At 73.6% G+C, this 24,057-nt stretch carries 22 protein-coding genes; 14 read left to right on the forward strand and 8 right to left on the reverse strand.

Annotation, left to right across the window (positions count from 1 at the left end):
- The first annotated feature begins 99 nt into the window (after nt 1–99).
- From rhaS to C3492_RS23945, 7 genes are all read left to right on the forward strand, one after another.
- On the forward strand, nt 100–1,179 hold the full coding sequence (gene rhaS, locus C3492_RS23915; RefSeq protein WP_103813829.1) for a rhamnose ABC transporter substrate-binding protein: 1,080 nt from the start codon (nt 100–102) through the stop codon (nt 1,177–1,179).
- Between the two features lie 16 nt (nt 1,180–1,195).
- Nucleotides 1,196–1,516, forward strand: coding sequence for an L-rhamnose mutarotase (locus tag C3492_RS23920; RefSeq protein WP_103813831.1), 321 nt, complete (start codon nt 1,196–1,198; stop codon nt 1,514–1,516).
- Nucleotides 1,517–1,532: 16 nt separating this feature from the next.
- Entirely contained in the window at nt 1,533–2,102 is a 570-nt protein-coding gene (locus C3492_RS23925; protein WP_103813833.1) for a hypothetical protein, read from the forward strand.
- Between the two features lie 44 nt (nt 2,103–2,146).
- Nucleotides 2,147–3,184 carry a LacI family DNA-binding transcriptional regulator gene (locus tag C3492_RS23930; RefSeq protein WP_103813835.1) on the forward strand — a complete coding sequence of 346 codons (1,038 nt, stop codon included), beginning with the start codon at nt 2,147–2,149 and terminating at the stop codon, nt 3,182–3,184.
- A gap of 161 nt (nt 3,185–3,345) precedes the next feature.
- Nucleotides 3,346–4,647 (forward strand): alpha/beta fold hydrolase, encoded by a 1,302-nt coding sequence (locus tag C3492_RS23935; RefSeq protein ID WP_103813837.1) that lies wholly within the window; start codon nt 3,346–3,348, stop codon nt 4,645–4,647.
- Between the two features lie 74 nt (nt 4,648–4,721).
- A complete protein-coding gene (locus tag C3492_RS23940) occupies nt 4,722–5,465 on the forward strand; it encodes a PIG-L deacetylase family protein (protein WP_103813839.1) in 744 nt (247 codons plus the stop codon).
- Nucleotides 5,466–5,536: 71 nt separating this feature from the next.
- Nucleotides 5,537–6,391, forward strand: coding sequence for a pentapeptide repeat-containing protein (locus tag C3492_RS23945; RefSeq protein WP_103813841.1), 855 nt, complete (start codon nt 5,537–5,539; stop codon nt 6,389–6,391).
- Here the strand turns inward: C3492_RS23945 and C3492_RS23950 are convergent.
- Nucleotides 6,353–7,999 (reverse strand): cytochrome P450, encoded by a 1,647-nt coding sequence (locus tag C3492_RS23950; protein WP_103813843.1) that lies wholly within the window; start codon nt 7,997–7,999, stop codon nt 6,353–6,355. The genes C3492_RS23945 and C3492_RS23950 overlap by 39 nt on opposite strands.
- Before the next feature lie 121 nt (nt 8,000–8,120).
- On the opposite strand from C3492_RS23950, the gene C3492_RS23955 reads away from it, so the two are divergent.
- Complete coding sequence (locus C3492_RS23955; RefSeq protein WP_103813845.1) at nt 8,121–8,729, forward strand: TetR/AcrR family transcriptional regulator; 609 nt, start codon at nt 8,121–8,123, stop codon at nt 8,727–8,729.
- A gap of 136 nt (nt 8,730–8,865) precedes the next feature.
- On the opposite strand, the gene C3492_RS23960 is transcribed toward C3492_RS23955, so the two are convergent.
- Nucleotides 8,866–9,357: a MarR family winged helix-turn-helix transcriptional regulator gene (locus C3492_RS23960; RefSeq protein WP_103813847.1), complete on the reverse strand. Its 492-nt coding sequence runs from the start codon at nt 9,355–9,357 to the stop codon at nt 8,866–8,868.
- Nucleotides 9,358–9,430: 73 nt separating this feature from the next.
- On the opposite strand from C3492_RS23960, the gene C3492_RS23965 reads away from it, so the two are divergent.
- Nucleotides 9,431–10,378: a zinc-binding alcohol dehydrogenase family protein gene (locus C3492_RS23965; protein ID WP_103813955.1), complete on the forward strand. Its 948-nt coding sequence runs from the start codon at nt 9,431–9,433 to the stop codon at nt 10,376–10,378.
- Nucleotides 10,379–10,617: 239 nt separating this feature from the next.
- Nucleotides 10,618–11,343 carry a DUF2470 domain-containing protein gene (locus C3492_RS23970; protein ID WP_103813849.1) on the forward strand — a complete coding sequence of 242 codons (726 nt, stop codon included), beginning with the start codon at nt 10,618–10,620 and terminating at the stop codon, nt 11,341–11,343.
- Here the strand turns inward: C3492_RS23970 and C3492_RS23975 are convergent.
- The 4 genes from C3492_RS23975 to C3492_RS23990 form a co-directional block, all read right to left on the reverse strand.
- Entirely contained in the window at nt 11,311–12,426 is a 1,116-nt protein-coding gene (locus tag C3492_RS23975; RefSeq protein ID WP_258055856.1) for a lactonase family protein, read from the reverse strand. The two genes, C3492_RS23970 and C3492_RS23975, sit on opposite strands and share 33 nt — an antisense overlap.
- Nucleotides 12,427–12,671: 245 nt before the next feature.
- Nucleotides 12,672–13,751 (reverse strand): hypothetical protein, encoded by a 1,080-nt coding sequence (locus C3492_RS23980; RefSeq protein ID WP_103813851.1) that lies wholly within the window; start codon nt 13,749–13,751, stop codon nt 12,672–12,674.
- A 201-nt stretch (nt 13,752–13,952) separates the two neighbouring features.
- Complete coding sequence (locus C3492_RS23985) at nt 13,953–15,203, reverse strand: aromatic acid exporter family protein (protein ID WP_181140517.1); 1,251 nt, start codon at nt 15,201–15,203, stop codon at nt 13,953–13,955.
- A gap of 79 nt (nt 15,204–15,282) precedes the next feature.
- Nucleotides 15,283–15,777, reverse strand: coding sequence for an FBP domain-containing protein (locus tag C3492_RS23990; protein WP_103813853.1), 495 nt, complete (start codon nt 15,775–15,777; stop codon nt 15,283–15,285).
- 88 nt (nt 15,778–15,865) lie between these two features.
- Here C3492_RS23990 and C3492_RS23995 point away from each other — a divergent pair, with 88 nt between their 5' ends.
- Complete coding sequence (locus tag C3492_RS23995) at nt 15,866–16,987, forward strand: DUF3626 domain-containing protein (protein WP_258055850.1); 1,122 nt, start codon at nt 15,866–15,868, stop codon at nt 16,985–16,987.
- A gap of 193 nt (nt 16,988–17,180) precedes the next feature.
- Here C3492_RS23995 and C3492_RS24000 read toward each other — a convergent pair whose 3' ends face one another.
- On the reverse strand, nt 17,181–17,825 hold the full coding sequence (locus C3492_RS24000; protein WP_103813854.1) for a PAS domain-containing protein: 645 nt from the start codon (nt 17,823–17,825) through the stop codon (nt 17,181–17,183).
- A gap of 204 nt (nt 17,826–18,029) precedes the next feature.
- On the opposite strand from C3492_RS24000, the gene C3492_RS24005 reads away from it, so the two are divergent.
- From C3492_RS24005 to C3492_RS24015, 3 genes are all read left to right on the forward strand, one after another.
- Nucleotides 18,030–21,209, forward strand: coding sequence for a cytochrome P450 (locus C3492_RS24005; RefSeq protein ID WP_103813856.1), 3,180 nt, complete (start codon nt 18,030–18,032; stop codon nt 21,207–21,209).
- A gap of 22 nt (nt 21,210–21,231) precedes the next feature.
- Nucleotides 21,232–22,209, forward strand: a complete 978-nt coding sequence (locus C3492_RS24010; protein ID WP_103813858.1) for a phosphotransferase family protein — start codon at nt 21,232–21,234, stop codon at nt 22,207–22,209.
- Nucleotides 22,210–22,295: 86 nt separating this feature from the next.
- Nucleotides 22,296–23,585 (forward strand): ROK family transcriptional regulator, encoded by a 1,290-nt coding sequence (locus tag C3492_RS24015; protein ID WP_103813860.1) that lies wholly within the window; start codon nt 22,296–22,298, stop codon nt 23,583–23,585.
- Between the two features lie 238 nt (nt 23,586–23,823).
- On the opposite strand, the gene C3492_RS24020 is transcribed toward C3492_RS24015, so the two are convergent.
- The gene (locus tag C3492_RS24020; RefSeq protein WP_103813862.1) at nt 23,824–24,006 is read right to left on the reverse strand and encodes a hypothetical protein; all 183 of its coding nucleotides are present in this window, start codon (nt 24,004–24,006) and stop codon (nt 23,824–23,826) included.
- Nucleotides 24,007–24,057: the final 51 nt, after the last annotated feature.

The following is a 24,057-nucleotide window of genomic DNA, read 5'->3' on the forward strand; positions in this document are numbered from 1 at the left end:
CCGCGGCCGGTCGCACCCCCGCGGCGGAGCCGCACATCAGTACAACCCCGCGCCCCTTGAGGGCGCACCACCCACTCCTCTCGACAAGGGGCCCATTCGATGCTCAAGCCGACCCTCCGCCGCACCTGCGCCGCCCTCGCCGCCGGCACCTCCCTCGCCCTCGCGCTCACCGCCTGCGGCGGCACCACCAAGAAGGACGTGAAGGACGACAACGCCGCCGCCGCCTCCGGCGGCAAGGCCGACCCGAACGCCGCCACCAAGAAGGGGCTGACCGTCGGCTTCCTGCCCAAGCAGGTCAACAACCCCTACTTCACCACCGCCGACAAGGGCGGCGAGAAGGCTCTCGCCGAGCTCGGGTCGAAGTACAAGGAGGTGGGGCCCAGCAGCGCCACCGACACCGCGGGGCAGGTGAGTTACGTCAACACGCTCACCCAGCAGCGGGTGAACGCCATGGCGGTGTCCGCGCAGGACCCGGGGGCGCTGTGCACGGCGCTGAAGCAGGCCATGAGCAACGGCATCAAGGTCGTCACCTACGACTCCGACACCAGCCCGGGCTGCCGCAACGCCTTCGTCTCGCAGGCCAGCGCCGAGGACCTGGGCCGTACCGAGGTGCGACTGCTCGCGAAGCAGATCGGGTACAAGGGCGAGATCGCGATCCTGTCGGCCGCGCAGACCGCGACCAACCAGAACACCTGGATCGGCTACATGAAGGACGAGCTGAAGGACCCCAGGTACAAGGACATCAAGCTCGTCAAGATCGCGTACGGCAACGACGACGCCCAGCAGTCCTTCCAGCAGACCCAGGGCCTGCTCCAGGAGCACCCGAACCTGAAGGGGATCATCTCCCCGACCACCGTCGGCATCAAGGCGGCGGCCCAGTACCTGTCGGGCTCCAAGTACAAGGGCAAGGTCAAGCTGACCGGGCTCGGCACCCCCAACGACATGCGCAAGTACGTGAAGAACGGCACCGTCGACGCCTTCGAGCTGTGGGACCCGGCCAAGCTCGGCGACCTGGCCGCCCGGACCGCGGTCGCGCTGGCCTCGGGGCAGATCACCGGCAAGGAGGGCGAGACCTTCAAGGCCGGCGCCACGACGTACACCATCGGCAAGGACGGTGTGATCAACCTGGGCAAGCCGACCGTGTTCGACGCCGAGAACATCGACCAGTTCACCTTCTGACGGACGGGGGCTGTCGATGCAGCGCGTGTGCTTCCTGCTGAAGGTCAGGGCGGACCGGCTCGACGAGTACCGTGAGCGGCACGCGGCCGTCTGGCCGGAGATGCTCGACGCCCTGAAGGCGACCGGCTGGCACGACTACTCGCTGTTCCTGCGCGAGGACGGCCTGCTCGTCGGCTATCTGGTGACCGAGGACTTCGCCGCCGCCCAGGCCGGTATGGCGGCCACCGACGTCAACGCGCGCTGGCAGAAGGAGATGGCACCGTTCTTCGAGTCCCTGGACGGTGCCCGGCCCGACGAGGCCATGCGACCGCTCACCGAAGTGTTCCACCTCGACTGACGCGGGAGCCGCGCGGATGAGACCCTGCGTCACCCGGCAGGGCGTCACACGACTGGACGCCCACGCCGTCCACTTCGTCTCCTACGACGGCCTGGTCCACACCAACCCGTTCCAGGGGAACGACGGTTCCTCGCCACGCGCGAGGCTGGCTCCGCCTCAGCTACCGCGCCGGGGGAGCGGACCACGTTCCGGTCGGTGCACCACGGACGACGTCGCCGACCGGATCGCCCACGGACGCGCCTTCCGCCTGTGCGAGACTGCCTCCGGTGGCCGGCGGAAGACCGGGATGCCCGTCCCGTCCCGCTCCAGTCGGCGCACCGAGCTCGTCCCCGACCGGGACGACGACGCCTGCGCCGTCCCCCCGTTCGGCCGGATCGCTGCGGCCTCTCGGGCCTCCGGGTGCACGGCCGGGGGGCTCCTCCTCGACGCCGGCGGGCTGAACGCCTGCGGCGAGGTGGTGGTCGACGAGACCCGGATCAGGGCGGACACCGTCCTGTCGTTCCCGTACCAGATGAAGTCCCGCCGGCGCGGCGCCCCCGGCGCTGGGCGCGGCCGACTTCGCCCTGCCGGCGTGACGGTAATGTGAAGGTCGTCCCGCCGCATCCCCGTTCCCTGGAGGTCCGAAGCCCGATGGCCCAGTCGGTGGGTATCAAGGATGTCGCCCGCGCCGCCGGAGTGTCGGTGGGCACGGTGTCCAACGTCATCAACCGCCCGGACACGGTCGCAGGCGAGACCCGTGCCCGGGTGCTGTCCGCGATCGACCGGCTCGGCTACGTCCGCAGCGAGTCGGCCCGCCAGCTGCGGGCGGGCCGCAGCCGGATCATGGGGCTGCTCGTGCTCGACATGGGCAACCCCTTCTTCGTGGACGTCGCGCGCGGCGCCGAGCGCGCGGCCCGGGACGCCGGGCTCGGCGTGATGGTGTGCAACAGCGCGCAGGACGCGGCCGAGGAGGCCGAGTACCTGTCGCTCTTCGCCGAACAGCGCGTGCGGGGGGTGCTGCTCACCCCGGCCGACGCCACCGGCCGCAACATCGCGGCCTTCCGCCGGCACGGCATCCCGTTCGTGCTGGTCGACCGGGTGGCCGAGGGCACCACCGAGTGCTCGGTCTCCGTGGACGACGTCGCGGGCGGCGCGCTGGCGGTCCGGCACCTGGTGGACGCCGGACACCGCTCGATCGCCTACGTCAGCGGGCCGCCCGGGCTCAACCAGGTCCGCGACCGGCGCACCGGCGCGCTGAACGCCCTCGCCGAGGCCGGGCTCGGCCCCGAGGCGTTGCGCGAACTGCCCACCGAGCGGCTCGACGTGGCCGCCGGCCGGGACGCGGGTGCCCGGCTGCTCGGCCTCGCCGACCGGCCCACCGCCGTGTTCTGCGCCAACGACCTGCTCGCCCTCGGCGTGCTCCAGGCGATGTACGCGGCGGGCGTCACGGTCCCGGACGACCTGGCGATCGTCGGCTACGACGACATCGAGTTCGCCGCCGCGGCCGCCGTACCCCTCACCTCGGTGCGCCAGCCCGCCGTCACGATGGGTGCCCTCGCGGCCGAACTGCTGCTGGAGGAGACCGAGCAGGACGACGGGGACGGCAAGGGGAAACGGACGCACGAGCACCGGCGGGTGGTGCTCCAGCCGGAGCTGGTGGTGCGCCGGTCCAGCCTCGCCGCACGCTGAGCCGCGCGTGGGGCCGCCGCCCCGAGCCGCGCGCCGACCGGAGATGATGATCGCAGGTGCTGACCGGAAGTTCAGTAACAATCCATGATCCCGGGGCTCGGTGCACGCCGGCTCATGTGCTCAACTGGGAGACGTCCAGCCCGTCCGTCCCAGGAGACCCGTTGAGCCTCAGCTACCGCCAGCCCGGCGTCGTGCTCACCGACCACCACTTCACCGTGCCCCTCGACCACGCCGACCCGGGCGGCGAGACCATCGAGCTGTACGCCCGCGAGGCGGTGGCGAGCGACAAGGCCGGGCAGGACCTGCCCTGGCTGGTGTACCTGCAAGGCGGCCCCGGCTTCGGGGCGAATCGTTTCGTCGGACGTCAGGCCTGGCTCGACCGGGCCTTGCAGGAGTACCGCGTCCTGCTCCTCGACCAGCGCGGCACCGGCCGCTCCACACCCGCCACCCGGCAGACGCTGCCGCTGCGCGGCGGCCCCGCCGCCCAGGCCGACTACCTCACCCACTTCCGCGCCGACTCCATCGTCCGCGACTGCGAGGCCATCCGCCCCCAGATCACCGGCGGCGCCCCGTGGACCGTGCTCGGCCAGAGCTTCGGCGGCTTCTGCACGGTGTCGTACCTCTCCCTCGCCCCCGAGGGCATCGCCACCGCGATCGTCACCGGCGGCCTGCCCTCCCTGCACGCCCACGCCGACGACGTCTACCGGGCCGCCTACCCGCGCATCGAGCGCAAGGTCGCCGCGCACTACGCCCGCTACCCGCAGGACGTGGAGCGGGCCCGCCGGATCGCCGACCACCTCCTCACCCACGACGTGGCGCTGCCGAACGGCTACCGCTTCACCGTGGAGGCGTTCCAGTCCCTGGGCCAGATGCTCGGCACGAGCGACGGCAGCCACCGGCTGCACCACCTCCTGGAGGACGCCTTCGCGGTGACCCCGGCCGGCCTGGAGCTGTCCGACGCCTTCCAGGAGCAGGCCCAGTCCCTCCTGTCGTACGCCTCCCACCCGCTCTACGCCGTCGTCCACGAGTCGATCTACGGCCAGGACGCGCGCCCCACCGCCTGGTCGGCCGAGCGGGTCCGCGCCGAGTTCCCGCAGTTCGACGCGGCGAAGACACTCACCGGCGACGGCCCGGTCCTGTTCACCGGCGAGACCGTCCACCCCTGGATGTTCGACGCCGACCCGGCCCTGCGCCCGCTGCGCGAGACGGCCGACCTGCTCGCCGCCCGCACCGACTGGCGGCCCCTCTACGACCCCGCGCGGCTCGCCGCCAACGAGGTCCCGGTCGCCGCGGCCGTCTACCACGACGACATGTACGTCGACGCCGGCCACTCCCTTCAGACGGCCGGCGCGATCCGCGGCCTGCGCCCCTGGGTCACCAACGAGTACGAGCACGACGGCCTGCGCACGGGCGCGCCCCGGGTGCTGGACCGGCTGCTGGCGCTGGTGCGCGACGAGGTGTGACATGAGCGACATGACGGCCGGGTCGCACCGTGCAGGACGTGGCGCACGGGGCGGGGCGGCATAGGGTGCCGCCCATGAGCGAGCCGAAGATCACCCAGCTCCGGCCCCTGCCCGACGACTGGCAGCGCGCCCTCGCCGTGGTGGCCCACCCGGACGACCTCGAATACGGGTGTTCCGCGGCGGTCGCCGCCTGGACCGACGCCGGCCGTGAGGTCACCTATCTGCTGGCCACCCGCGGCGAGGCGGGCATCGACACCCTGGACCCGGCCACCTGCGGCCCGCTGCGCGAGCGTGAGCAGCGGGCCGGCGCGGCCGTCGTCGGCGTCGGCACCGTGGAGTTCCTCGACCACCGGGACGGCGTGATCGAGTACGGCAGCGCGCTGCGCCGCGACATCGCCGCCGCGATACGCCGCCACCGCCCCGAACTCGTCGTCACGCTCAACCACCGCGACACCTGGGGCGGTGTCGCCTGGAACACCCCCGACCACGTCGCCGTCGGCCGAGCCACCCTGGACGCCGCCGCCGACGCGGGCAACCGCTGGATCTTCCCCGAACTCGCCGAGGAGGGCCTTCAGCCCTGGAACGGCGTCCGCTGGGTGGCCGTCGCCGGTTCCAGCAGCCCCACGCACGCCGTCGACGCCAGGCCGGGCCTGGAGCGTGCGGTGCGCTCACTGCTCGAACACCGCACCTACATCCAGGCGTTGACCGATCAGGACCCGGAAGTCTACGTCCGTGACTTCCTGACCGAGACCACCACGGCCACCGGCGAGCGCTTCGGCGGCACACCGGCGGTCGCCTTCGAGCTGTTCGCCCGCTAGCGGCGCCGCGGGCCGCCGTCGCGGGGGCGCGCGGTGCGGGGGCAAGCTCGCAGGTCAGTAGGCTGGACCCCATGCCGGATCAGATAGCCGACCTCCCCGACCTGCGCGCCGACTGCACCCGGTGCTTCGGGCTGTGCTGTGTCGCCCTGCCCTTCGCCCGGTCCGCCGACTTCGCGCTGGACAAGCCCGCCGGCAGGCCCTGCCCGAACCTGCGGGGCGACCACCGCTGCGGCATCCACGCCGACCTGCGCCAGAAGGGCTTCACCGGCTGCACGGTCTACGACTGCTTCGGCGCCGGCCAGAAGGTCTCGCAGGTCACCTTCGGCGGGCAGGACTGGCGTACGGGGTCCGAGGAGCACGCGCGGCGGATGTTCGACGTCTTCCCGGTCGTTCGGCAGCTGCACGAGCTGCTGTGGTACCTGACCGAGGCGCTGGGCCTGCCCGCCGCCCGGCCCGTCCACCCCGAGCTGCGCCGGGCGCTGGAGAAGACCGAGCGGCTGACCCGGCGGACTGCCGAGGAGCTGGCCGCGCTCGACGTGGCCGCGCACCGGCAGGAGGTCAACGTGCTCCTGCTGCGCACCAGCGAGCTGGCCCGGGCCGGCGTCGGCGGCAAGGGCAGAGGGAAGGGCAAGGGCCGGGGCAGGGACCGCAGGGGCGCGGACCTCATGGGCGCCCGCCTCAGGGGCGCCGACCTGCGCGGGGTGAGCCTGCGCGGTGCCTGTCTCATCGCCGCCGACCTCACCGGTGCCGACCTGCGCGGCGCGGATCTGATCGGTGCCGACCTGCGCGACGCCGACCTGACCGATGCGGACCTGACCGGTGCCTTCTTCCTGACCCAGCCGCAGCTGAACGCCGCGCGGGGCAGCGGGGGCACCCGGCTGCCGGCGTCAGTCAGTCGCCCGGTGCACTGGACAGCGGGCGGGTGAAGCCGGACGCTGTGCCGCCGTAGCCGCGTCGTGCGTGTGCCGTGAGGCGTCGTCCGCCGTCCGGGGGTTCGTCGAGGCCGGTCGCGCCCACGCGGCGCCGGCCGCATGCCGGACACTGCCCCCCGCCTCTTCGGGGCGCCTCTCACCGGCTCCCTTGAGGGCCGGCCGGCGTTCCAGCCGCAGCCGCAGCCCCTCCGGCATCAGGGTCAGGCGTTCGGTGACGCTCAGCCGGTAGCCCGGGTCGGCCGCCAGGTCGTAGCGGCGCAGCAGCAGGCCGAGGACCAGGGTCGCCTCGTGGAGGGCGAACTGGCGGCCGATGCAGGCCCGTGCGCCGGTGCCGAACGGCTTGAAGGTGTGCGGTGGCCGGGCGCGGACGGCCGCCGGGGTGAAGCGGTCGGGGTCGAACCGTTCGGCGTCCTCGCCCCACACCTCCGGCTCGCGGTGCAGCATCGGCGTCAGCACCAGGGCCCACGCGCCCCGGCGCATCGGATGGTCCCCGGCGAGGACGGTGTCCCGCCGGGCCTCGCGGGCGAAGGCGGGCGCGGTCGGCCACAGCCGCAGCGACTCGTCCAGCACTCGGCGGACATGGCGAAGCCTGGCGACCTGGTCGTAGCCGGGCCGCGGGGTGTCGCCCCAGACCTGTTCGACCTCGGCGCGGGCCCGGGCGGCGATCTGAGGGTGCCGGGCGAGGTGGTGGAGGGCGAAGGAGAGCGCGCCCGAGGTGGTCTCGTGGCCCGCGACCAGGAACGTGATCACCTGCTTGCGCACGTTCTCCGGCGACAGCTTCTCCCCGGTCTCCGGGTGCGCCGTCGCCAGCATGCGGTCCAGCAGGTCCCCCTCGCCGCCGCCGGACCGGCGCCGGGCGGCGACCAGGGCGTCGACCGTGCGGTTGAGGTGGGCGATGTCGGCCGCGTTGCGCCGGGCCGCGGCGCGCAGCAGCAGCGGGGCCAGCGGGCCGGGCACGCTGTTCAGCCGCTGCGCGTAGGTGAGCGTGCCGACCATCGCGGTGACGAAGGGGTGCGGCCGGTCCCGCTCGAAGGAGCCGAAGTCGTGCCCGAAACCGGTCCGCGCGATCGTCTCCAGGGTCAGCCGGGTCATGTCGCCGGGGACGTCAACCGTGCGCCCGGCCGCCAGCTGCCGGTCCCAGTGGTCGGTGAGCCGGCCGGCCACCGACAGCATCATCCCGTGGTAACCCTCCATGGCCTCCCGGCTGAACCCGGGCGCCAGGACGTCGTGCGCCAACTGCCAGTTGGACTCGTGGTTGTAGGCGGTGAACAGACCGTCGCCGGCCACGGGCCGCAGATTGGCGACGCCGAGCCCGACGTGCTTGGCGAACCGGGACTCGTCGGCGAGGTCGGCGACCAGCCGCGCCCCCCACACGAACACGAACTCCTTGCCGAACGCCCGGCGGCGGAAGATCGGCCCGAGTTCGCGCGCGTAGCGCATCGAGTCCTGCAACGGCCGGTGCCGGTCGGCGCCGAGGACATCGCCGAGCAGCGGCAGCCGGTGCGGCGGACGGGGGATGCGGCGCAGCTCGGGCCAGCCCTGCTCGGCGCTCCGGAAGCCCTTCGGCAGCCCGGTCCCCATGGTCTCCGTCGTCGCCGCCATGACGCGATCTCCCTTGATCCAGCGGATGGTTGACGCAGTGACGCACTCGTGTTGTACGTGGGTTCAATAGTGCGTCCCAGTGTGGTGCCCTTGTTGAACCGGCGTCAAGTAAAGTGACGCCATGCCCGCGAACCAGGGGGAGCGCGCCCGGCGCAGACTCAGCACCGAGGAACGCCGTGAACAACTGCTGTCGGTCGGTGCCAGGCTGTTCTCGGAGAGCCCCTACGACGACGTGTGGATCGAGCAGGTCGCCGAGATCGCCGGGGTGTCGCGGGGGCTGCTGTACCACTACTTCCCGACCAAGCGGGACTTCTTCGCCGCCGTCGTGGAGCGGGAGAGCGCGCGCATGCTGCGCATGACGGCGGCCGAGCCCGGGGTCCCGGTGCGCGAGCAGCTCGCCGCCGGCCTCGACACCTACCTCGGGTACGTCGAGGCGCACGCCCACGGCTTCCGCGCCTTCCACCGCGCCGACGCGGCCGGCGACCAGGCCGTGCGCCGGGTCTACCAGCGGGCGCTGGCCGCCCAGGAGAAGCAGATCCTGGCCGCGCTCGCCGCCGACCCCGAGTTCGGTCCCGCCGTCGAGACCGCCCCGCAGGTGCGCCTGGCGGTGCGCGGCTGGCTCGCCTTCACCACCGCCGTCTGTCTGGAATGGCTGCGCGGGGAGGGCGAGTCGAGTCGCGAGCAGGTGCGCGACCTGTGCGCCCGCGCTCTGCTGGGCGTCCTCACTTAGTCTTCTCCAGCCGGTGGCGCTGGGCTGCGGTCAGCACCACGGGCACCGCAGGGCAGGCGGGCATGGCGGCAGGCCGACCGGATCTTCCAGGGTGGGTATGGGGGACGGCACTCCTGCGTGTCCGGCGGTCGAGAGCTCAGGCGGGGGGCGGGGCTGTCGCCTGGCGCGTCTGCTGGATCAGGACGGCAGTGGCTCGTTCCAGGAGTTCGCAGAGTGCGGCGTGTTCGGAGGGCGTGAACGCGTCGGTCAGTGCGCGCTCAAGGACGATCACCTCCTGGTAGGCGCGGTCGAGGACCGCCTGCCCTTCGGCGGTCAGGGTGGCGATCTGCACTTTGGCGTGCACCGGGGATGCCTCGCGGCGGATGAGTCCCTTGGACTCCATGTTGGTGAGCACGCTGCTCATGCTCTGCTGAGTCACCCCGCAGGAGCGGGCCAGCTGGGCACCGGACATGCCGCCCTCACGCGAGAGGGCCAGCAACACGGTGTACTGCGTCATGGTCAGGCCGTAGCCGCGCAGCACAGCCTCATGGTGCGCCATCAGCGCCTGCTCGGACCGCCTGATCCGCGTACAGAGGGACTCCTCGACCGGGCCTTCCACCATGCACTCCCACTCAACTAACAGGTTCATGGGTTGACTCAGGAACCTTATACACATAGCGTCTCGGTGTAAGGATACTGACTCAACGCAGGGGGCTGTGACCATGAAAGCTGTCGTGCTCGACGCCGAGGACCACTACCAGGTCGCCGAAATCGACGAGCCCGCCCCCGGCCCCGGGGAGGTGGCGATCCAGGTCGCCTACGCCGGGATCCAGTGGGGGGACGTCATGGTCCGGGACGGCCACTTCCCCTTTCCGCGCCCCTTCGTCCCCGGCTTCGAGGCGTCCGGGCACATCACCGCGGTCGGCGAGGGCGTACCCGCCCACCGCGTCGGTTCGCCCGTCGCCGCGCTGACAACGGCGGGCGCCTGCGCCGAGGTGGTCGTGGCTCCCGCCGTGCTCAGTCTGGACGTCGGCGACCTGCCGCTGCGGACAGCCGCGGGCCTCGGCTGGGCCGCGCCGACCGCCTACGACCTGATCAACACCGCGGCTCAGGTGCGGCCCGGCGAAAGCGTGTTGATCCACGCCGCGGCCGGTTCGGTCGGCACGCTCGCCGCCCAGTTCGCCCGGCACGCAGGCGCCGGCCGGGTCGTCGGCGTCGTCGGCAGCGCGGCCAGGGCCGACTACGCCGCCCGGTTCGGCTACGACCAGGTCGTGCTCCGCGAGGAGTTCCCGGCCAAGCTCGACGACGAACGCTTCGACGTGATCCTCGACCCGGTCGGCGGCTCGACCCGCCGCACCGGCCTGGAGCAGCTCGCGCCGCACGGCCGCCTTGCGGTGTACGGCAACCTCGGCCCCTACGAACCCGTCCTGGCCGACACCAACGACCTGCTCATGCAGGGCAGGTCATTGATCACGTACAACAGCAACCTGCTCAGCCGGACCCACCCGGAACGCCTCGCCGACAGCGCCCGCCGCGCACTCGGTCTCGCCGCAGACGGCACGGTGCGCGTGGACATCACCGCCGAACACGACCTGGCAGACCTGGCCACCGCCGTACAGCGGCTCGCCGAGGGCGCCACCTACGGCAAGAGCATCCTCCGCATCGCCTGACGACACGTCGGAAGCGCCGCCCACGAGGCGGTTCCCCCTGGCTCCCCGTCAGGCGGAAGAGACCGCCCCGACGCGGAGGCCGAGCCCACGGACCGCCTCATCACTGCCGGGCGGCGACCCAGGTCACTGCCCGGCCTGTCTGGCCGCTCGGGCCGGAATGCCCCCTCCTTGATGTGGCCTGGTTGGCGTGCGCCCCGATGTCCTATAGGTTAGGCAAGGCTTACCTAAGGAGGTCTCAGATGGGTGACACGCAGGAGTGGACGGCCGCCCCCGGCGCGGCGGAACGGGTCCGCTCGGTGCTGGCCGCCGCGTGGTCGTGCGCGGTGACCGCGGACGGCGTCCGCGAGGAGTACGTCGGCGCGCACACCGTCACCGACGACGGCGCGGTACGGCTGGCGGTGCCCGACGACAGCGGCCTGTTCGGGGCGGTGCTGTGCGCCCCGCGCCAGGAACCCTCCGCCCTGCTGGAGTTCGCCGACGTGGCACCCGTACCGGTGCGCCACCGCATCCGCGCCCGCCTCTTCCTGTCCGGCTGGTTCGCCCCGTCCGACGGAATCCTCCTCTTCCGGCCCACCCGCGTGGTGCTGCGCCGGTCCGCCGGAGCCGTGGTGGTCGACCTGGACGAGTTCACCGCCGCCCGGCCCGACCCCCTGGCCGGTGCCGAGTCCCGGCTGCTCACCCACCTCGCCGACGCCCACCCGGACGCCGTCGAGCGGCTCACCCGCCTGGTGCGGCCCGAGAGCCTGCACGCCGCGACCCGGGTGGCGCCGCTCGCCGTCGACCGGCATGGACTCACCCTGCGCATCGAGCGCACCCGCGCCCACGGCGACGTACGACTGCCCTTCCACACGCCCGCGGACGACGTCACCCAACTCACCGAGCGCGTGCATGCCCTGCTCGCCCAGGCCAGTGCGGCCGCCTGCCCCCGGGCGCTACAGCGGCAGCGCGCAGACGGCGACGGGTGACGCGAACGGCTCACCGGCCGGGCGGAGTTCACCGCTGTCGGCGTCGACGCGGAAGACGGTGACCGTGCCCGAGCGCTGGTTCGCCGCGAACAGCAGCCGGCCGTCGGGCGAGAACGCGATCTGCCGGGGGAAGTCCCCGCCCACGGGTACCGTGCCGAGCAGCCGCAGCCGGGCCCCGCCGTCCTCGACGGCATACCGCGCGAGGCTGTTGTGGCCCCGGTTGGCGAGGAACGCGTACCGGCCGTTCGCCGTCACCAGGATCTGCGCCGGATAGTTCGTGCCGCCGCCGGACCCCGTCGACTGCGGCTCGCCGATCGTCAGGCGCCCGGTTCCCGGCTCGTACGCGCACACGGCCACGGTGTCGTCCACCTCGTTGGCCAGGTAGGCGTACCGGCCGCCCGGATGGAAGGTCAGATGGCGCGGTCCCGCGCCGGGCCGGGTCCGTGCCCGGGCCACCTCCGTGAGCGTGCCCTTCGCCCGGTCGAGGCGATAGGTGTAGACCGTGTCGGTGCCGAGGTCCACGGCGAGGACGTGTCCGCCGTCCGGACTCGTGAGGAACTGATGGGCGTGCGGCCCCTGTTGACCGGGGCCGGGCGGCGGAGAGTCGTGCGTGACCAGAGCGGTGCGCTCGCCCGGCGCGCCGGAGGCGTCGATCGGGTGCACGGCGACACTGCCCGAACCATAGTTGGCGCTGAGCAGCCAGCGCCCGGAGGGATGCACCGACAGATGGCACGGGCTCGCGCCGCCGGTGCTCCGGGTGCCGAGGACGCGCCGGTCCGCGAGGCGTACGGCCGTCACCCCGCCGTTCTCCCGCTCGTCCACCGCGTACAGCGTGCGCCCGTCCGGGTGCACGGCGAGATACGACGGGTCGGGCACCCCGGTGAGCGTGCCGGACCCGGTGATCCGGCCCGACTCCGGGTCGTACGAGGCCAGGCCGATGCCGGTGCCGCCGCCCTCGACGGAGGTGTAGGTGCCCACGTACAGCGGGCGCGGTCCCGACGGCTTCCGGGGCGGCGGGGCCGCCTCCGGCCTGTCCTGCCCGGCCGGTGTGTCCGTCGGTGGGGCCGCCGGGGACGGCACCATGACGACCGCCGCCGTACCGGCCACCGCACCGACGAACCGGCGTCTGGTCCAGCCGCCGTGCTCCCGCTCCGGGTGCCCGTCCCGCCGGGGGAGGGGAGACCCTTCCCCCGCCGTCTGTGCCTCCGTGCCCATGCCGCTACCCCAGGTCGTCGGTCGCCCCGCTCGTGACAGCCACCTTGGCCCGTGCACGGCGCCGGGGGCAAGCCGGGCCACAGCCGTCGCGGGCCGCGCAACGCCGGCGGTCCCTACCAGTCCCCGTCCTCCACCGGCTTGCCCGGCGCGTCCTTCAGGGGTGTCACCTGGTCGGTGGACGGCGCCTGCCATGGCTCCAGGTCGTCCCCGAGCCACTCGCCGACCGGTTCGACCGCCTCCAGGGTGTCCGTGGGGGCGAGGTCCTCGGCGTCCGCGTCGTAGTAGTCGTACCAGGGCAGGCCCGCCCGGGTGTACGCCGCCCGGTCCACCGGTGACGGGGGCGGCGCCTCGCCGGTGATCCGGCGCCACTCCGGGGGCGTGACCAGGTGCACGAACACCCGCCCGGCGGGTTGCTCGGACCAGTCCTCCAGCGGACGGTCGTCCTGGTACACCTCCTGCCGCATCGAGCCGCCGACGCCGAGCCCCATGGCCGTGGCGCGCCGCGGGGGAGCGGCGGCCGGGGCGGGCGGACCGCCGAAGGCCGCGACGGGCGCGGACGGCGGCGATCCGGGGGGCCCGCCGGGGGCCGGAGCGGCCATGGGCAGGGCCGCGCCGTAACCGCCTGGCGCGTCGGCCGTCCGCCGCTGCCGCTCCTCCTCCCGGCGTCGCCACTCGGCGAGGGCGTCCTCCTTGAGCGGGAACGACCGGAGCTGGACGCCGCCCCACACCTCCTCGCCGGTGACCTGCCCCTCCACGGTCGCGCCCAGCCCCAGTGGTACGGCCACGAACTGGCGGACCGTGCCCTTGCCGGAGTTGATGCCGTCCAGCCAGGGCTGACGGGGCAGCACCACATAGTTCTGCGGACGCCGGGACAGCCGGTCCCGCCAGGGCTCGCCGGACACCGCGCACACCTTGCCCACACCGACCTGGAGCGCGGCCGGCTCCGACGCGGCGAAGCTCAGCCACATGGCCTCGCGCAGATACACCGGCAGCATGACGCCGCCGCGCGCCCGCATCCACGCGGGCACCCGGTCGGCGTGGTCGGCCACCCGCCGGACCGGGAACTCGCCCAGCCCCGGCGGCAGCGGATGCGTACCGCTCTCGGGCAGGCGCAGCGTGCGGATGAACCGCACCGCCACCCCGCCGGGCAACCGCAGCGTGTTCCCGTCGATCCAGACTCCGTCACCCGTCATCCGTACGCTCCTTCGCCCCCGGCGCGGTCAGCGGCCATCCGTACGTCCTGTGTCTTGCGGTGCGGTCAGGGGTCGTCTCCGTGCGTTCCGTGTCTTGCGGTTCCGTCAGCGGTCGTCTCCGTGCGTTCCGCATCCTCCGGTGCCGTCAGCGGCCGTCCGTCGCTTCCTCGTCCGTGTCGCCGGACCGCCCCGGCACCTTCCTCACCGATAACGCTCACCGAACCCCGCGCGGTTCCGCCACAGTTCCTCCTGGATTCCGAGGCGGTCACGCAGCCAGGCGAGCCGGGGCAGCTTGGCCCGGTGCCCGCGCGAGACCCGGTCCAGCTCCTCCAGCAGGCGGCGGGTGCGGTGCTCGGTGTTCAGCTCGTCGATGATCCTGGTGGTCTCGGTCAGGACCGCCCCGAGCAGCTGCCAGTGCGCCCAGTCCTTGCGGATCTCCTCCTGGAGCAGCTCGGCCAGCCGGTCCCGGGTGCCGGCCGCCGTGTGCAGCTCGGCCGACAGCCGTGCCTCCGCCGACTCGGCGTTCTCGCTCAGATGGGTCGTCACCAGCACCGCGAAGCTGACCACCGCGTCGGCGATCTCCGACAGCAGTTGCTCCACGGTCGCCCCCACCCGGGACGGGAACAGTTCCTCCGGCCCACGGGCCTTCGCCAGGTCCGTGAACGAGCGGGCCAGCACCCGCAGCACCACCGTGCAGATCTCCAGCGTGTCCAGACCGGTGCGCAGCACCACCCGGTGCAGCAGTCCCTCCTTCACGCGTGGATTGAGCCGCAGACTGTCCTCCGCCTGCCGCAGGGCCGCGTCCACCTGCACGATGTCGTGGTCCAGCCGGCGCGCCTCGTGCAGCCGCTCGGCCGCCCGCTCCCAGGGGATCCGGCCCCCCGCCTCCTCGCCCATCCGCAGCATGAGCTGGCGTACCCGGCGGGCCAGGTCCTCGATGGACCGGCCGGCCTCGTCCACCCACACCGGGGGTGGCAGCAGCAGGTTGCAGGCGGTGCCGACGACCGCGCCGATCAGCGTCTCGACGATCCGCGCCCAGGCGGTGAACCCGACCGTTGTGACGCCGAGCACCAGCATGGCGCTGATCGCCACCTCGGCGACGTACTCGTCGACGCGGACCAGGTGTCCCACGGCCAGCGCGGCGACGATCAGCAGGGCGAGGCTCCACCAGGTCAGGCCCACCAGCACGCTGAAGGCGATGGCGACCAGGACACCGGCGACCACGGAGTTCACCCGGCGGATGCCGTTGGTGAGCGTGGCGTAGAAGGTCACCTGGACGACCAGCAACGCGGTCAGCGGCGCGGTGAGCGGGGCCGGCTCGGGGCTCAGTCTGAGGGCGATCACGTAGGCGACCGTCGCGGCCGCGGCCGACCGTAGCGTCTGGACGACCACCGGCTCCCGGCGGCGCTTCGCCAGGCGCAGTAGTCCCGTGGTCAACTTTCGTTCGCGCATCCCTTGGCCTGTTCCCGTTCATCGGGTGCGTCGAACGTAGCCGTTTGTGAGCTGGTTCCGCCTGATTCAGGCCAGATGGTTACGCGAAAAGCTTGTCGATAAAAGCGGCCAGGTTGCCCGTCGTGCGCGCGATCTGCTCCTCCAGGGTCAGGCTCTCCTCGAACCGGGTGCCGGACTCGGGGGTCTTCCTGCCGCGCACGTACAGCGAACAGGCCAGGTCGGTGCACATGTACAGCCCGACCGAGTTGCCCTCCCGGCCTGCCGCGCCCGCCTTCCGTGCGGTCATCAGCGACACCCCGCCGCCGGGATGCGTGGTCAGACACAGCGAGCACATGCTCCGGTGCAGGAAGCCGTGGTGAGAGGCGGGGAAGCGCAGGGCCACGCCGACGAGCCGGCCCTCCCGCTCCGTGACCAGATAGCTGCGGTCGGGGGCGCCTGGATCGCGCCAGCCGAGGAAGTCCAGATGGTCCCAGGGGCGGTCACCGAGATCGCGCGGGACGGCCAGGCGCTTCGCCTCGCCTTTGGAGCAGTTGATGAACGAGTTGCGGATGTCCTGCTCGGTGAGCGATCTCATGGGGGAGATCCTTCCGGATTGCCAGTGTCAACGAGCCTAGATGCTCTAGGTTGAGGGCTATCGTATTTAGCTGCACGGGGGTGAGCCAATGGATTTCCGGGGGAGGCTGCCCGGGCTGCCGCCGCGTGCCCGGCGAGCGCTGGACCATGTCAGGGGCACCGTGTCCGGCCCACCGCTCGACCCCGGCCTGCGCATCACGGTCAACTTCCACCCCGACCGGATCTCCGGCGGACTGCCGATCCTGGAGTCCCTGGCCCGGGACGGCGCCTACCACTCGCAGTTCGTCACCGGCACCAGCAACGGCGGCCTCACCGCGCACCCGGGCGGCGACCGGACGCGCTGGGAGAGCCGGATCTTCGGCGGCACCTACGACGACGCCGACCCGGCCGAGCGCCCGGTGTACGGCGCGCTGGACTTCCGGCGCCAGGTGGTCGGCGCGGCCCCCCGCTTCGGCTCCTCGCACCTCAGGCTCTCCGGAGCGGTCCTGGCCCGGGCCACCTTCTGCTACCCGGACAGCTCGGCCGGGCCCGGCGACTTCGGTGTGGCCGGCGCCATGCCGCTGATCGCCCTCGCCGAGGCCGACGAGCAGGACGCCCTCAACGACTACATCGAGGCCCATGTGCACGGAGGTGTGCTGCTCGACCGGGACGTGGAGGCGCTGGTACTGGACGCGAGCTACCGGGGCACACCGGTGGAGACGGCCGCCCGGCGCCTGCCCTTCCCGCTCATCTGGCACCCCGGCTACCGCCTCACCGTCACCGAGCTGCGCCGCCACGCCGACTACCGCGGCCCCGAGTACGCCGACCTCGGCGCCCGCATCGCCGAGCACGGCCTCATCACCCCCCGCGTCATCGGCGACGCGGCACGCACCGCCCGGTACGACCTCCAGGACCTCAAGATGGTCTGGCACACCCTGGCCCGCTTCGGCTCCCCGGAGGGCGCGGGAACGGCGAGACTCCCCCCGCCACCGACCGTCCCTCCTCCCCCGCGCGCCGCGGCCGGTCCCGGGGGCCGCACGTCCACGGCTCCGGCGGGCGCCGCGGCCGATCCCGGAGGTCCCACGTCCATGGCTCCCACGGGGGCCGCCGCCGATCCCGGGGACCTCGCGGGCACGGCTCCCACAGGCACCGCCGCCGACCCTGGGGGCCCCATGTCCACGGCTCCCACGCGCGCCGCCGTCGTGGAGATCCCGCCGGAGCGCAGCGGCTGAGGTTCCCGGTGGCCTGCCGCCGCGGATGCTGTCGCCATGGCTTCGACGGGTGCCGCCACGAAGCGCTGCCGCTGCTTGGACACCCCCACCGCGACACCACCGCCGAACTGCTCTTCCGTCCCGGCCGCCGTCACCGTCCCCCGCACGCGCCGCTCCGCCCTCCCTTCATGCCCCCGGCGTGCCCGCCCGCTGCTCACTGCCCGTCCGTCGCCGTCCCCGGCTCCGGTGGCCACACCCCCGTGGCCAGTACCCCCGTCGCGTAGGCCCGGGCGACCAGTTCCGTGCGGTTCGTCGCGTTCCAGCGTGCCGACAGGCGGCGCAGGTGGTAGGTGACGCCGTCCCTGGTGAGGCCCAGTTCGCGGGCGGCGCGGGCCGTCGTGGCGCCGCCGGCCAGCAGGGCCAGGACCCGTCGCTCCGTATCCGTGACCCGTACCGGCTCCGGTTCCGGTGCGGGGCGTTCGCCCAGGACCCGCAGCATCACCAGCAGCGCCGGTGTCTCCTCCACGCTGTCGCTCACCGGGTCCGCGGTCAGCTCCCCGTGCCGCTCGGCTCCGCCGGGCGCCCGCCAGCACACCGACACCTGGTAACGGGAGCGGTGCCGCAGCCGCAGCGCCTTGGCGATCCGCTCCACCTGGCCGGCCTCCTGCGGGCGGAACAGCTCCAGGACATGCCGGCCGCGCAGCCGCCCAGGGGCCGTACCGCACTCCGCCGCCATGGCGGGGTTCGCCAGGACGACCTGGCCGCACACATCGCACACGGCCACCGGTACCGCCACCCGGTCGAACAGCATCAGCGCACGGTTGCGCCACACCACCGCGTCGGCCCGTCCCGCTTCCATGGCATCTCATCCAAGAGGAAACACCAGGTCAGCGGCAACTCGGCAGGGAGGGCCCGGCCCCTGGCCGCAGGGACCCGGGGCGCGCAAGTCCCCGCGGCCACTTTCCACTGCACGATCGTGTAGTGCCACGGCCCCGGCGCCCTCCGCCCGTCGACCACCCTGGAACGCAGTACGTCCGTTACCGCGAAAGGCAGTTGCCGCGCCATGCCCCCCACCGCACTGCGCCCCGAACCGGCCGGAACCCTGACCGGCGTCCCCGTCGTCGACATCACCGCCACCGGCCCCGGCAGCACCCCCATCCAGCAGACCATGGCGTTGATGCGGGAGCACGGCCCGGTGCTGGTGCGGCGGCTGCACGGGCGGGACGTGATGTTCGTCGCCGACGCGGACCTGGTCGCCGACCTGGCCGACGAGGAGCGGTTCGCCAAGCACGTCGGGCCCGCCCTGAGGAACGTGCGGGAGTTCGCCGCCGACGGCCTGTTCACGGCGTACAACGACGAGCCCAACTGGGCGAAGGCGCACGACATCCTGATGCCCGCCTTCGCGCTGGGTTCGATGCGCACCTACCACCCGGTGATGCTGAGGGTGGCCCGGCGGCTCATCGACGCCTGGGACCGTGCGGCGCGGGCCGGCCGGCCCGTCGACGTGCCCGACGACATGACCCGGATGACCCTCGACACCATCGGACTCGCCGGATTCGACTACGACTTCGGGTCGTTCGAGCGCGCCGAGCCGCACCCCTTCGTGGAGTCGATGGTCCGCTGCCTGGAGTGGAGCATGACCCGGCTGGCCCGCACCCCGGGCACCGGCCACGCGGCGGCCGACGCGGCCTTCCGGGCGGACGCCGACCACCTCGCCCGGGTCGTGGACGACGTCATCGCCGCCCGCACCGGCACCGACCAGAGCGGTGCCGAGGACCTGCTCGGCCTGATGCTCAGCGCCCCGCACCCCGCCGACGGCACCACCCTGGACGCGGCCAACATCCGCAACCAGGTCATCACCTTCCTGATCGCCGGCCACGAGACCACGTCCGGCGCGATGTCCTTCGCCCTCTACTACCTGGCCAAGCACCCGGCCGTACTCCGGCTCGTGCAGCGCGAGGCCGACGCGCTGTGGGGGGACACAGCCGACCCCGAGCCGGCGTACGAGGACATCGGCCGGCTCGCCTACACCCGCCAGGTCCTCAACGAGGCGCTGCGGCTGTGGCCGACGGCCGCCGCGTTCAGCCGACACGCCCGTGAGGACACCCTGCTCGGCGGCCGGATCCCGCTGCGCGCCGGCCAGGCCGTCACCGTGCTCACCCCGATGCTGCACCGCCGGCCCGTCTGGGGCGACAACCCGGAGCTGTTCGACCCGGAGCGGTTCACCCCCGAGGCCGAGGCGGCCCGCCCGGTGCACGCCTTCAAGCCGTTCGGCACCGGTGAACGCGCCTGCATCGGACGGCAGTTCGCGCTGCACGAGGCGACCATGCTGCTCGCCCTGCTGGTCCACCGCTACCGGCTGCACGATCACGCGGACTACCGGCTCACCGTGAAGGAGACGCTCACCCTCAAGCCCGAGGGCTTCACCCTCACGCTCACCCCGCGCACCTCCGCCGACCGCGTGCACGCGTCCCTGCCCGGCGCCGCCGCCGTGCCCGCCGCCGGCACCCCCGCCCCGGACACCCTCCCGGCCCGGGTCCGCCCCGGCACCCGCGCCCTCTTCCTGCACGGCAGCAACTACGGCACCTGCCGGGACTTCGCCGCCCGGCTCGCCGACGAGGCCGCCGCCGTCGGCTGCGCCACCGAGGTCGCCGCCCTGGACGCCTACGCGGACGGTCTGCCCACCGACCGGCCCGTCGTCATCGCCGCCGCCTCCTACAACGGCCGCCCCACCGACGACGCCCGCGCCTTCACCGCCTGGCTCGACGGCACCCCCGACCTGACCGGAGTGACCTACGCCGTCCTCGGCGTCGGCGACCGCAACTGGGCCGCCACCTACCAGCAGGTCCCCACCCGGATCGACGCCCGCCTCGCCGAACTCGGCGCCACCCGGCTCACCGAGCGCGCCGCCGCCGACGCCTCCGGGGATCTCACGGGCGCCGTACGGGAGTTCACGACCCGGCTGCGCACCGCCCTCCTCCAGGAACACGGCGACCCGGACGCCACCCACGCCACCCTGGACGAGCCCGCCCACGCCTACGAGGTGCGCACCCTGACCGGCGGTCCGCTGGACGCCCTCGCCGAGCGGCACGGGCTGGTCCCGATGACGGTCACCGAGGCGTACGACCTCACCGCGCCCGGTCATCCGCGCACCAAGCGGTTCCTGCGCGTCGCCCTGCCCGAGGGCGTCACCTACCGCACCGCCGACCACCTGACCGTGCTGCCCGCCAACGCGCCCGAACTGGTGGACCGCGCCCTCGCAGCCTTCGGCCTCGACGCCGACGCCGTCCTGGACATCCGGCCCACCCGTCCGCGCCCTGACCGCCTCGCCGTCGACCGGCCCCTGACGGTACGGCAACTGCTCACCCATCACGTCGAATTGCAGCAACGGCCGACCGGCCGCCGGCTGTCCCTCCTCGCCCAGGCCAACCCCTGCCCGCCCGAGCGCGCCGCCCTCGCCGCCCTGCCCGGCGACGATCCGCGCACCCTGGTGGAGCTGGCCGAGGACCACCCCGCCCTGCGCGGTGCCCTGGACTGGCCGCTCCTGCTCGACCTGCTGACCCCGCTGCGTCCCCGCCACTACTCCATCTCCTCCGCACCGGCGGCCGACGCCCGCCACGCCGACCTGATGGTGTCCGTGCTCGACGCCCCCGCACGGTCCGGCAAGGGCCGCCACCGCGGCACCGGCTCCGGTCACCTGGCCTCCCTGCGGCCCGGTGACACCGTGTACGCCCGTGTCCAGCCCTGCCGCGAGGCATTCCGGATCGACCACGCGGCACCCGTCGTGATGGTCGCCGCCGGCACCGGCCTCGCCCCGTTCCGGGGTGCCGTCGCCGACCGCCTGGCCGCCCGCCGTACCGGCGTCCAACTCCCCACGGCGCTGCTCTACTTCGGCTGCGACGCCCCGGACGCCGACTATCTGCACGCCGAGGAGCTGCGGGCCGCCGAGCGGGCCGGCGCGGTCTCGCTGCGGCCGGCCTTCAGCGCCGCGCCCGAGAACGGTGCCGCCTTCGTCCAGCACCGCATCGCCGCCGAGGCCGGTGAGGTCTGGGAGCTGCTGAACGCCGGTGGCCGCGTGTACGTCTGCGGCGACGGCGCCCGGATGGCTCCCGGCGTCCGCGCCGCCTTCCGTACCCTGTACCGGGAGCGGACCCCCGGCGCCGACGAGGCCGCGGCCGAACGCTGGCTCGACACGCTGGTGACGGACGGGCGTTACGTGGAGGACGTGTACGCGGCGGGCTGAGCCGCCGGGGGAGGGGTGCGGGGTGCGGGACACGGAGGAACGGGCCCGGCGGATCCTGGCCACTGCGGGTCTGCCGCCCGCCCGGCCCGGCGGGGTGCGCCCGCTCGGCGGCGGCACCTACAACACCGTCGAGGAACTACGGCTCACCGACGGCCGCCGCTATGTGCTGAAGACCGCGCCGGACGGGCCGGGCCTGCGCTACGAGTCCCGGCTGCTGCGCTCGGAGGAGGAGTTCTGCCGCGCCGCCGCCGAGGCCGGTGTCCCCGCACCCCGCACCGTGCACACCGACGGCGGCCCCGCCGCACGGCACATCCTGCAGACCCACTGCCCCGGCACCCCCTGGGACGACTCCCTCACCGCCGCCGAACGGGCCGCGCTGCGCCGGGAGCTGGGCGGCCACGTGGCCCGGCTGCACCGGGTGACCGGCCCCGGCTTCGGCTACCCGTCCGGCGCGCTCGGCCCGCTCGCCCCGGACTGGCGGACGGCGTTCACCGCGATGACCGACGCCGTGCTGGCCGACGCCCGCGACTACGCGGCCGACCTGCCGTGCCCCGTGGACGAGGTGGCCCGCACCCTCCGCTCCGGTCACGACGTGCTGGACGAGGTCACCGTCCCGCGCGTGGTCCACTTCGATCTGTGGCCGGGCAACATCCTGGTCCACCGCACCCCCGCCGGACCCCGCGTCGGCGGACTCGTCGACGGCGAGCGCATGTTCTTCGGCGACCCGGTCGCCGACTTCGTCTCCCTCGCCCTGCTGGACGACATCGAGAAGGACCAGGACTTCCTCGCCGGCTACCGGGACGCCGGCGGCCGCGTCCGCTTCGACCGCTCGGAGCGGCTGCGGCTCGCGCTCTACCGCGCCTATCTCTACCTGATCATGCTGGTCGAGACGGTTCCCCGGGCGGTCGACGCGGAGCGGCGCCGGTGGACCCGGGAGACCGTCGGGCCGGAACTTGTCGCCGCGCTGGACGAGATCAAAGGTCTCCGCCTTAGCTCATAGCGTGAACTAAGGGTTGGCGGAATGTCGCGCCCCGGCTGTCCGAAGGGGTATGTTGCAGGTCGGGCAGGGTTCGTGAAGGGAGCCACATGGCGGCGCGCAACGGGCGCACGGTACGCGACCTGAGACGAGGCAACCGGACGGCGGTGCTCCAGCGGCTGTACTTCGACGGCCCGCTCAGCCGGTTCGAGCTGGGCCCGGCCACCGGACTCAGCTCCGGCTCGGTCAGCAACGTGGTCGCGGACCTGATCGCCGACGGACTGGTCGAGGAGGCCGGCAGCGTCGACTCCGACGGCGGCCGGCCGCGCACGCTGCTGCGCGTCGCCCCGCACAGCGGCCAGATGATCGGCGTGGACGTCGGCGAGACCCGCGTCCGGGTCGAGCTGTTCGACCTGGCCCTCACGGAACTGGCCCGCGTCGAGCGCCCGTTGACCCCGCAGGGCTACGACGTCGACGTCATCGCCGGCCACATCCGCGACGGCGTCGCCGAGGTCCTCACCGCCGAACAGGCCGCCCCCGACCGGCTGCTCGGTGTCGGTGTCGGGGTCCCCGGCATCGTGGAGCACACCCCGGACCGCGGGGCGGTCGTGCACGGGCAGACCATCGGCTGGGACGCGGTCCCGCTGGAGGAGCTGCTCCGCTCGGCCTCCCGGCTCCCCGACGGGGTGCCGTACTTCATCGACAACGGGGCCAAGACGCTCGGCCAGGCCGAGATGTGGTTCGGCGCGGGACGCGGCGCCCGCAACGCCGTCGTCGTGCTCTTCGGCTCCGGCGTCGGCGCCTGCCTGGTCACCCCCGAGGTGGAGCACGGGCGGGCCGTGGAGTGGGGCCATCTGACGGTACGGGTGCGCGGGCGCCGCTGCCGCTGCGGTGCGCCGGGCTGCCTGGAGGCATACGCGGGCGCCGAGTCGCTGCTCGCCCGTTGGCGCGAGGAGGGCGGCCGGCCGCCCGAGGACACCGACGAGGAGACCGCGCTCACCGCGATGCTCGCCGCCGCGTACCCGTCCGAGGGCGGTACGGCGGACCCGGTCGCGCTGGCCGTGCTGGAGGAGACCGCCGAGTACCTGGGCGCCGGCCTGTCCGATCTGATCAACCTCTTCCAGCCCGAGCGGATCCTCATCGGCGGCTGGGCCGGGCTCCAGCTCGGCACGCGGTTCCTGCCCGCCGTACGCCGCCACGCGGCCACGTACGCCCTGCGGCACCCGGCGGACAAGGTCACGATCGACCTCGGCCGGCTGGGCCCGGACGCGGTCACCGTCGGCGCCGCGATCCTGCCGCTCGCCGACTTCTTCGCCAGCGGCGGGCGCCGCCCCGAACCGGTCACCGAGGACCGGCTGCCCGCCTGGCGGACAGCACTCCAGGAACGCGCCCCGCACTGAGGCGGCCGGGGCGGGCCGAGGCGCTCCGGGACCGGGCCGACGTCCGCCGGGTGAGGTCGCGCGCCCTGGGCGACCCGCGCCGTGGGCGAAGCCGCCGTGCCCTGGAACCGGCCGCCCTGTCCGGCCTGAGCCGGGCCCGCCGGGTCCTGGCCGACGTGTCCCGGGGGGAGCCGATGGCTGCCGGACCCTGGGCCGGCAGAGAGCGCTGCCCCGATGCATCGGGCGCGCGGCCCCGCGATCAGTCCGACGGCTCGTCCGGCGTCGGGTGTTCCGACTGTGCCGGGGCCGGCCGGGACGCGCCCCGGGGGCCGGTGCCGGCCTCGTCCGTGTCCGGTGCGACGTCCTCGTCCGGTTCGCCGGCCGCGTGCCTCGGGGACACGTCCCACGGGTCCTCTTCGGGCCGGGCCTGCTGGTCGGGCATGTCCCGGGGTACCGGCCGTTGCTCGGCCCCGGACCCGGAACCAGGTTTCCG

The sequence above is a fragment of the Streptomyces sp. Ru62 genome, assembly GCF_002920615.1.
Lineage (GTDB): Bacteria > Actinomycetota > Actinomycetes > Streptomycetales > Streptomycetaceae > Streptomyces.

Bases quoted from the DNA above. Each gene is read 5' to 3' on its own strand.
- rhaS (WP_103813829.1), top strand. From the start codon at position 100: ATGCTCAAGCCGACCCTCCGCCGCACCTGCGCCGCCCTCGCCGCCGGC.
- C3492_RS23920 (WP_103813831.1), top strand. From the start codon at position 1,196: ATGCAGCGCGTGTGCTTCCTGCTGAAGGTCAGGGCGGACCGGCTCGAC.
- C3492_RS23925 (WP_103813833.1), top strand. From the start codon at position 1,533: ATGAGACCCTGCGTCACCCGGCAGGGCGTCACACGACTGGACGCCCAC.
- C3492_RS23930 (WP_103813835.1), top strand. From the start codon at position 2,147: ATGGCCCAGTCGGTGGGTATCAAGGATGTCGCCCGCGCCGCCGGAGTG.
- C3492_RS23940 (WP_103813839.1), top strand. From the start codon at position 4,722: ATGAGCGAGCCGAAGATCACCCAGCTCCGGCCCCTGCCCGACGACTGG.
- C3492_RS23945 (WP_103813841.1), top strand. From the start codon at position 5,537: ATGCCGGATCAGATAGCCGACCTCCCCGACCTGCGCGCCGACTGCACC.
- C3492_RS23950 (WP_103813843.1), bottom strand. From the start codon at position 7,999: ATGGCGGCGACGACGGAGACCATGGGGACCGGGCTGCCGAAGGGCTTC.
- C3492_RS23955 (WP_103813845.1), top strand. From the start codon at position 8,121: ATGCCCGCGAACCAGGGGGAGCGCGCCCGGCGCAGACTCAGCACCGAG.
- C3492_RS23960 (WP_103813847.1), bottom strand. From the start codon at position 9,357: ATGAACCTGTTAGTTGAGTGGGAGTGCATGGTGGAAGGCCCGGTCGAG.
- C3492_RS23965 (WP_103813955.1), top strand. From the start codon at position 9,431: ATGAAAGCTGTCGTGCTCGACGCCGAGGACCACTACCAGGTCGCCGAA.
- C3492_RS23970 (WP_103813849.1), top strand. From the start codon at position 10,618: ATGGGTGACACGCAGGAGTGGACGGCCGCCCCCGGCGCGGCGGAACGG.
- C3492_RS23975 (WP_258055856.1), bottom strand. From the start codon at position 12,426: ATGGTGCCGTCCCCGGCGGCCCCACCGACGGACACACCGGCCGGGCAG.
- C3492_RS23980 (WP_103813851.1), bottom strand. From the start codon at position 13,751: ATGACGGGTGACGGAGTCTGGATCGACGGGAACACGCTGCGGTTGCCC.
- C3492_RS23985 (WP_181140517.1), bottom strand. From the start codon at position 15,203: ATGCGCGAACGAAAGTTGACCACGGGACTACTGCGCCTGGCGAAGCGC.
- C3492_RS23990 (WP_103813853.1), bottom strand. From the start codon at position 15,777: ATGAGATCGCTCACCGAGCAGGACATCCGCAACTCGTTCATCAACTGC.
- C3492_RS23995 (WP_258055850.1), top strand. From the start codon at position 15,866: ATGGATTTCCGGGGGAGGCTGCCCGGGCTGCCGCCGCGTGCCCGGCGA.
- C3492_RS24000 (WP_103813854.1), bottom strand. From the start codon at position 17,825: ATGGAAGCGGGACGGGCCGACGCGGTGGTGTGGCGCAACCGTGCGCTG.
- C3492_RS24005 (WP_103813856.1), top strand. From the start codon at position 18,030: ATGCCCCCCACCGCACTGCGCCCCGAACCGGCCGGAACCCTGACCGGC.
- C3492_RS24015 (WP_103813860.1), top strand. From the start codon at position 22,296: ATGGCGGCGCGCAACGGGCGCACGGTACGCGACCTGAGACGAGGCAAC.
- C3492_RS24020 (WP_103813862.1), bottom strand. From the start codon at position 24,006: ATGCCCGACCAGCAGGCCCGGCCCGAAGAGGACCCGTGGGACGTGTCC.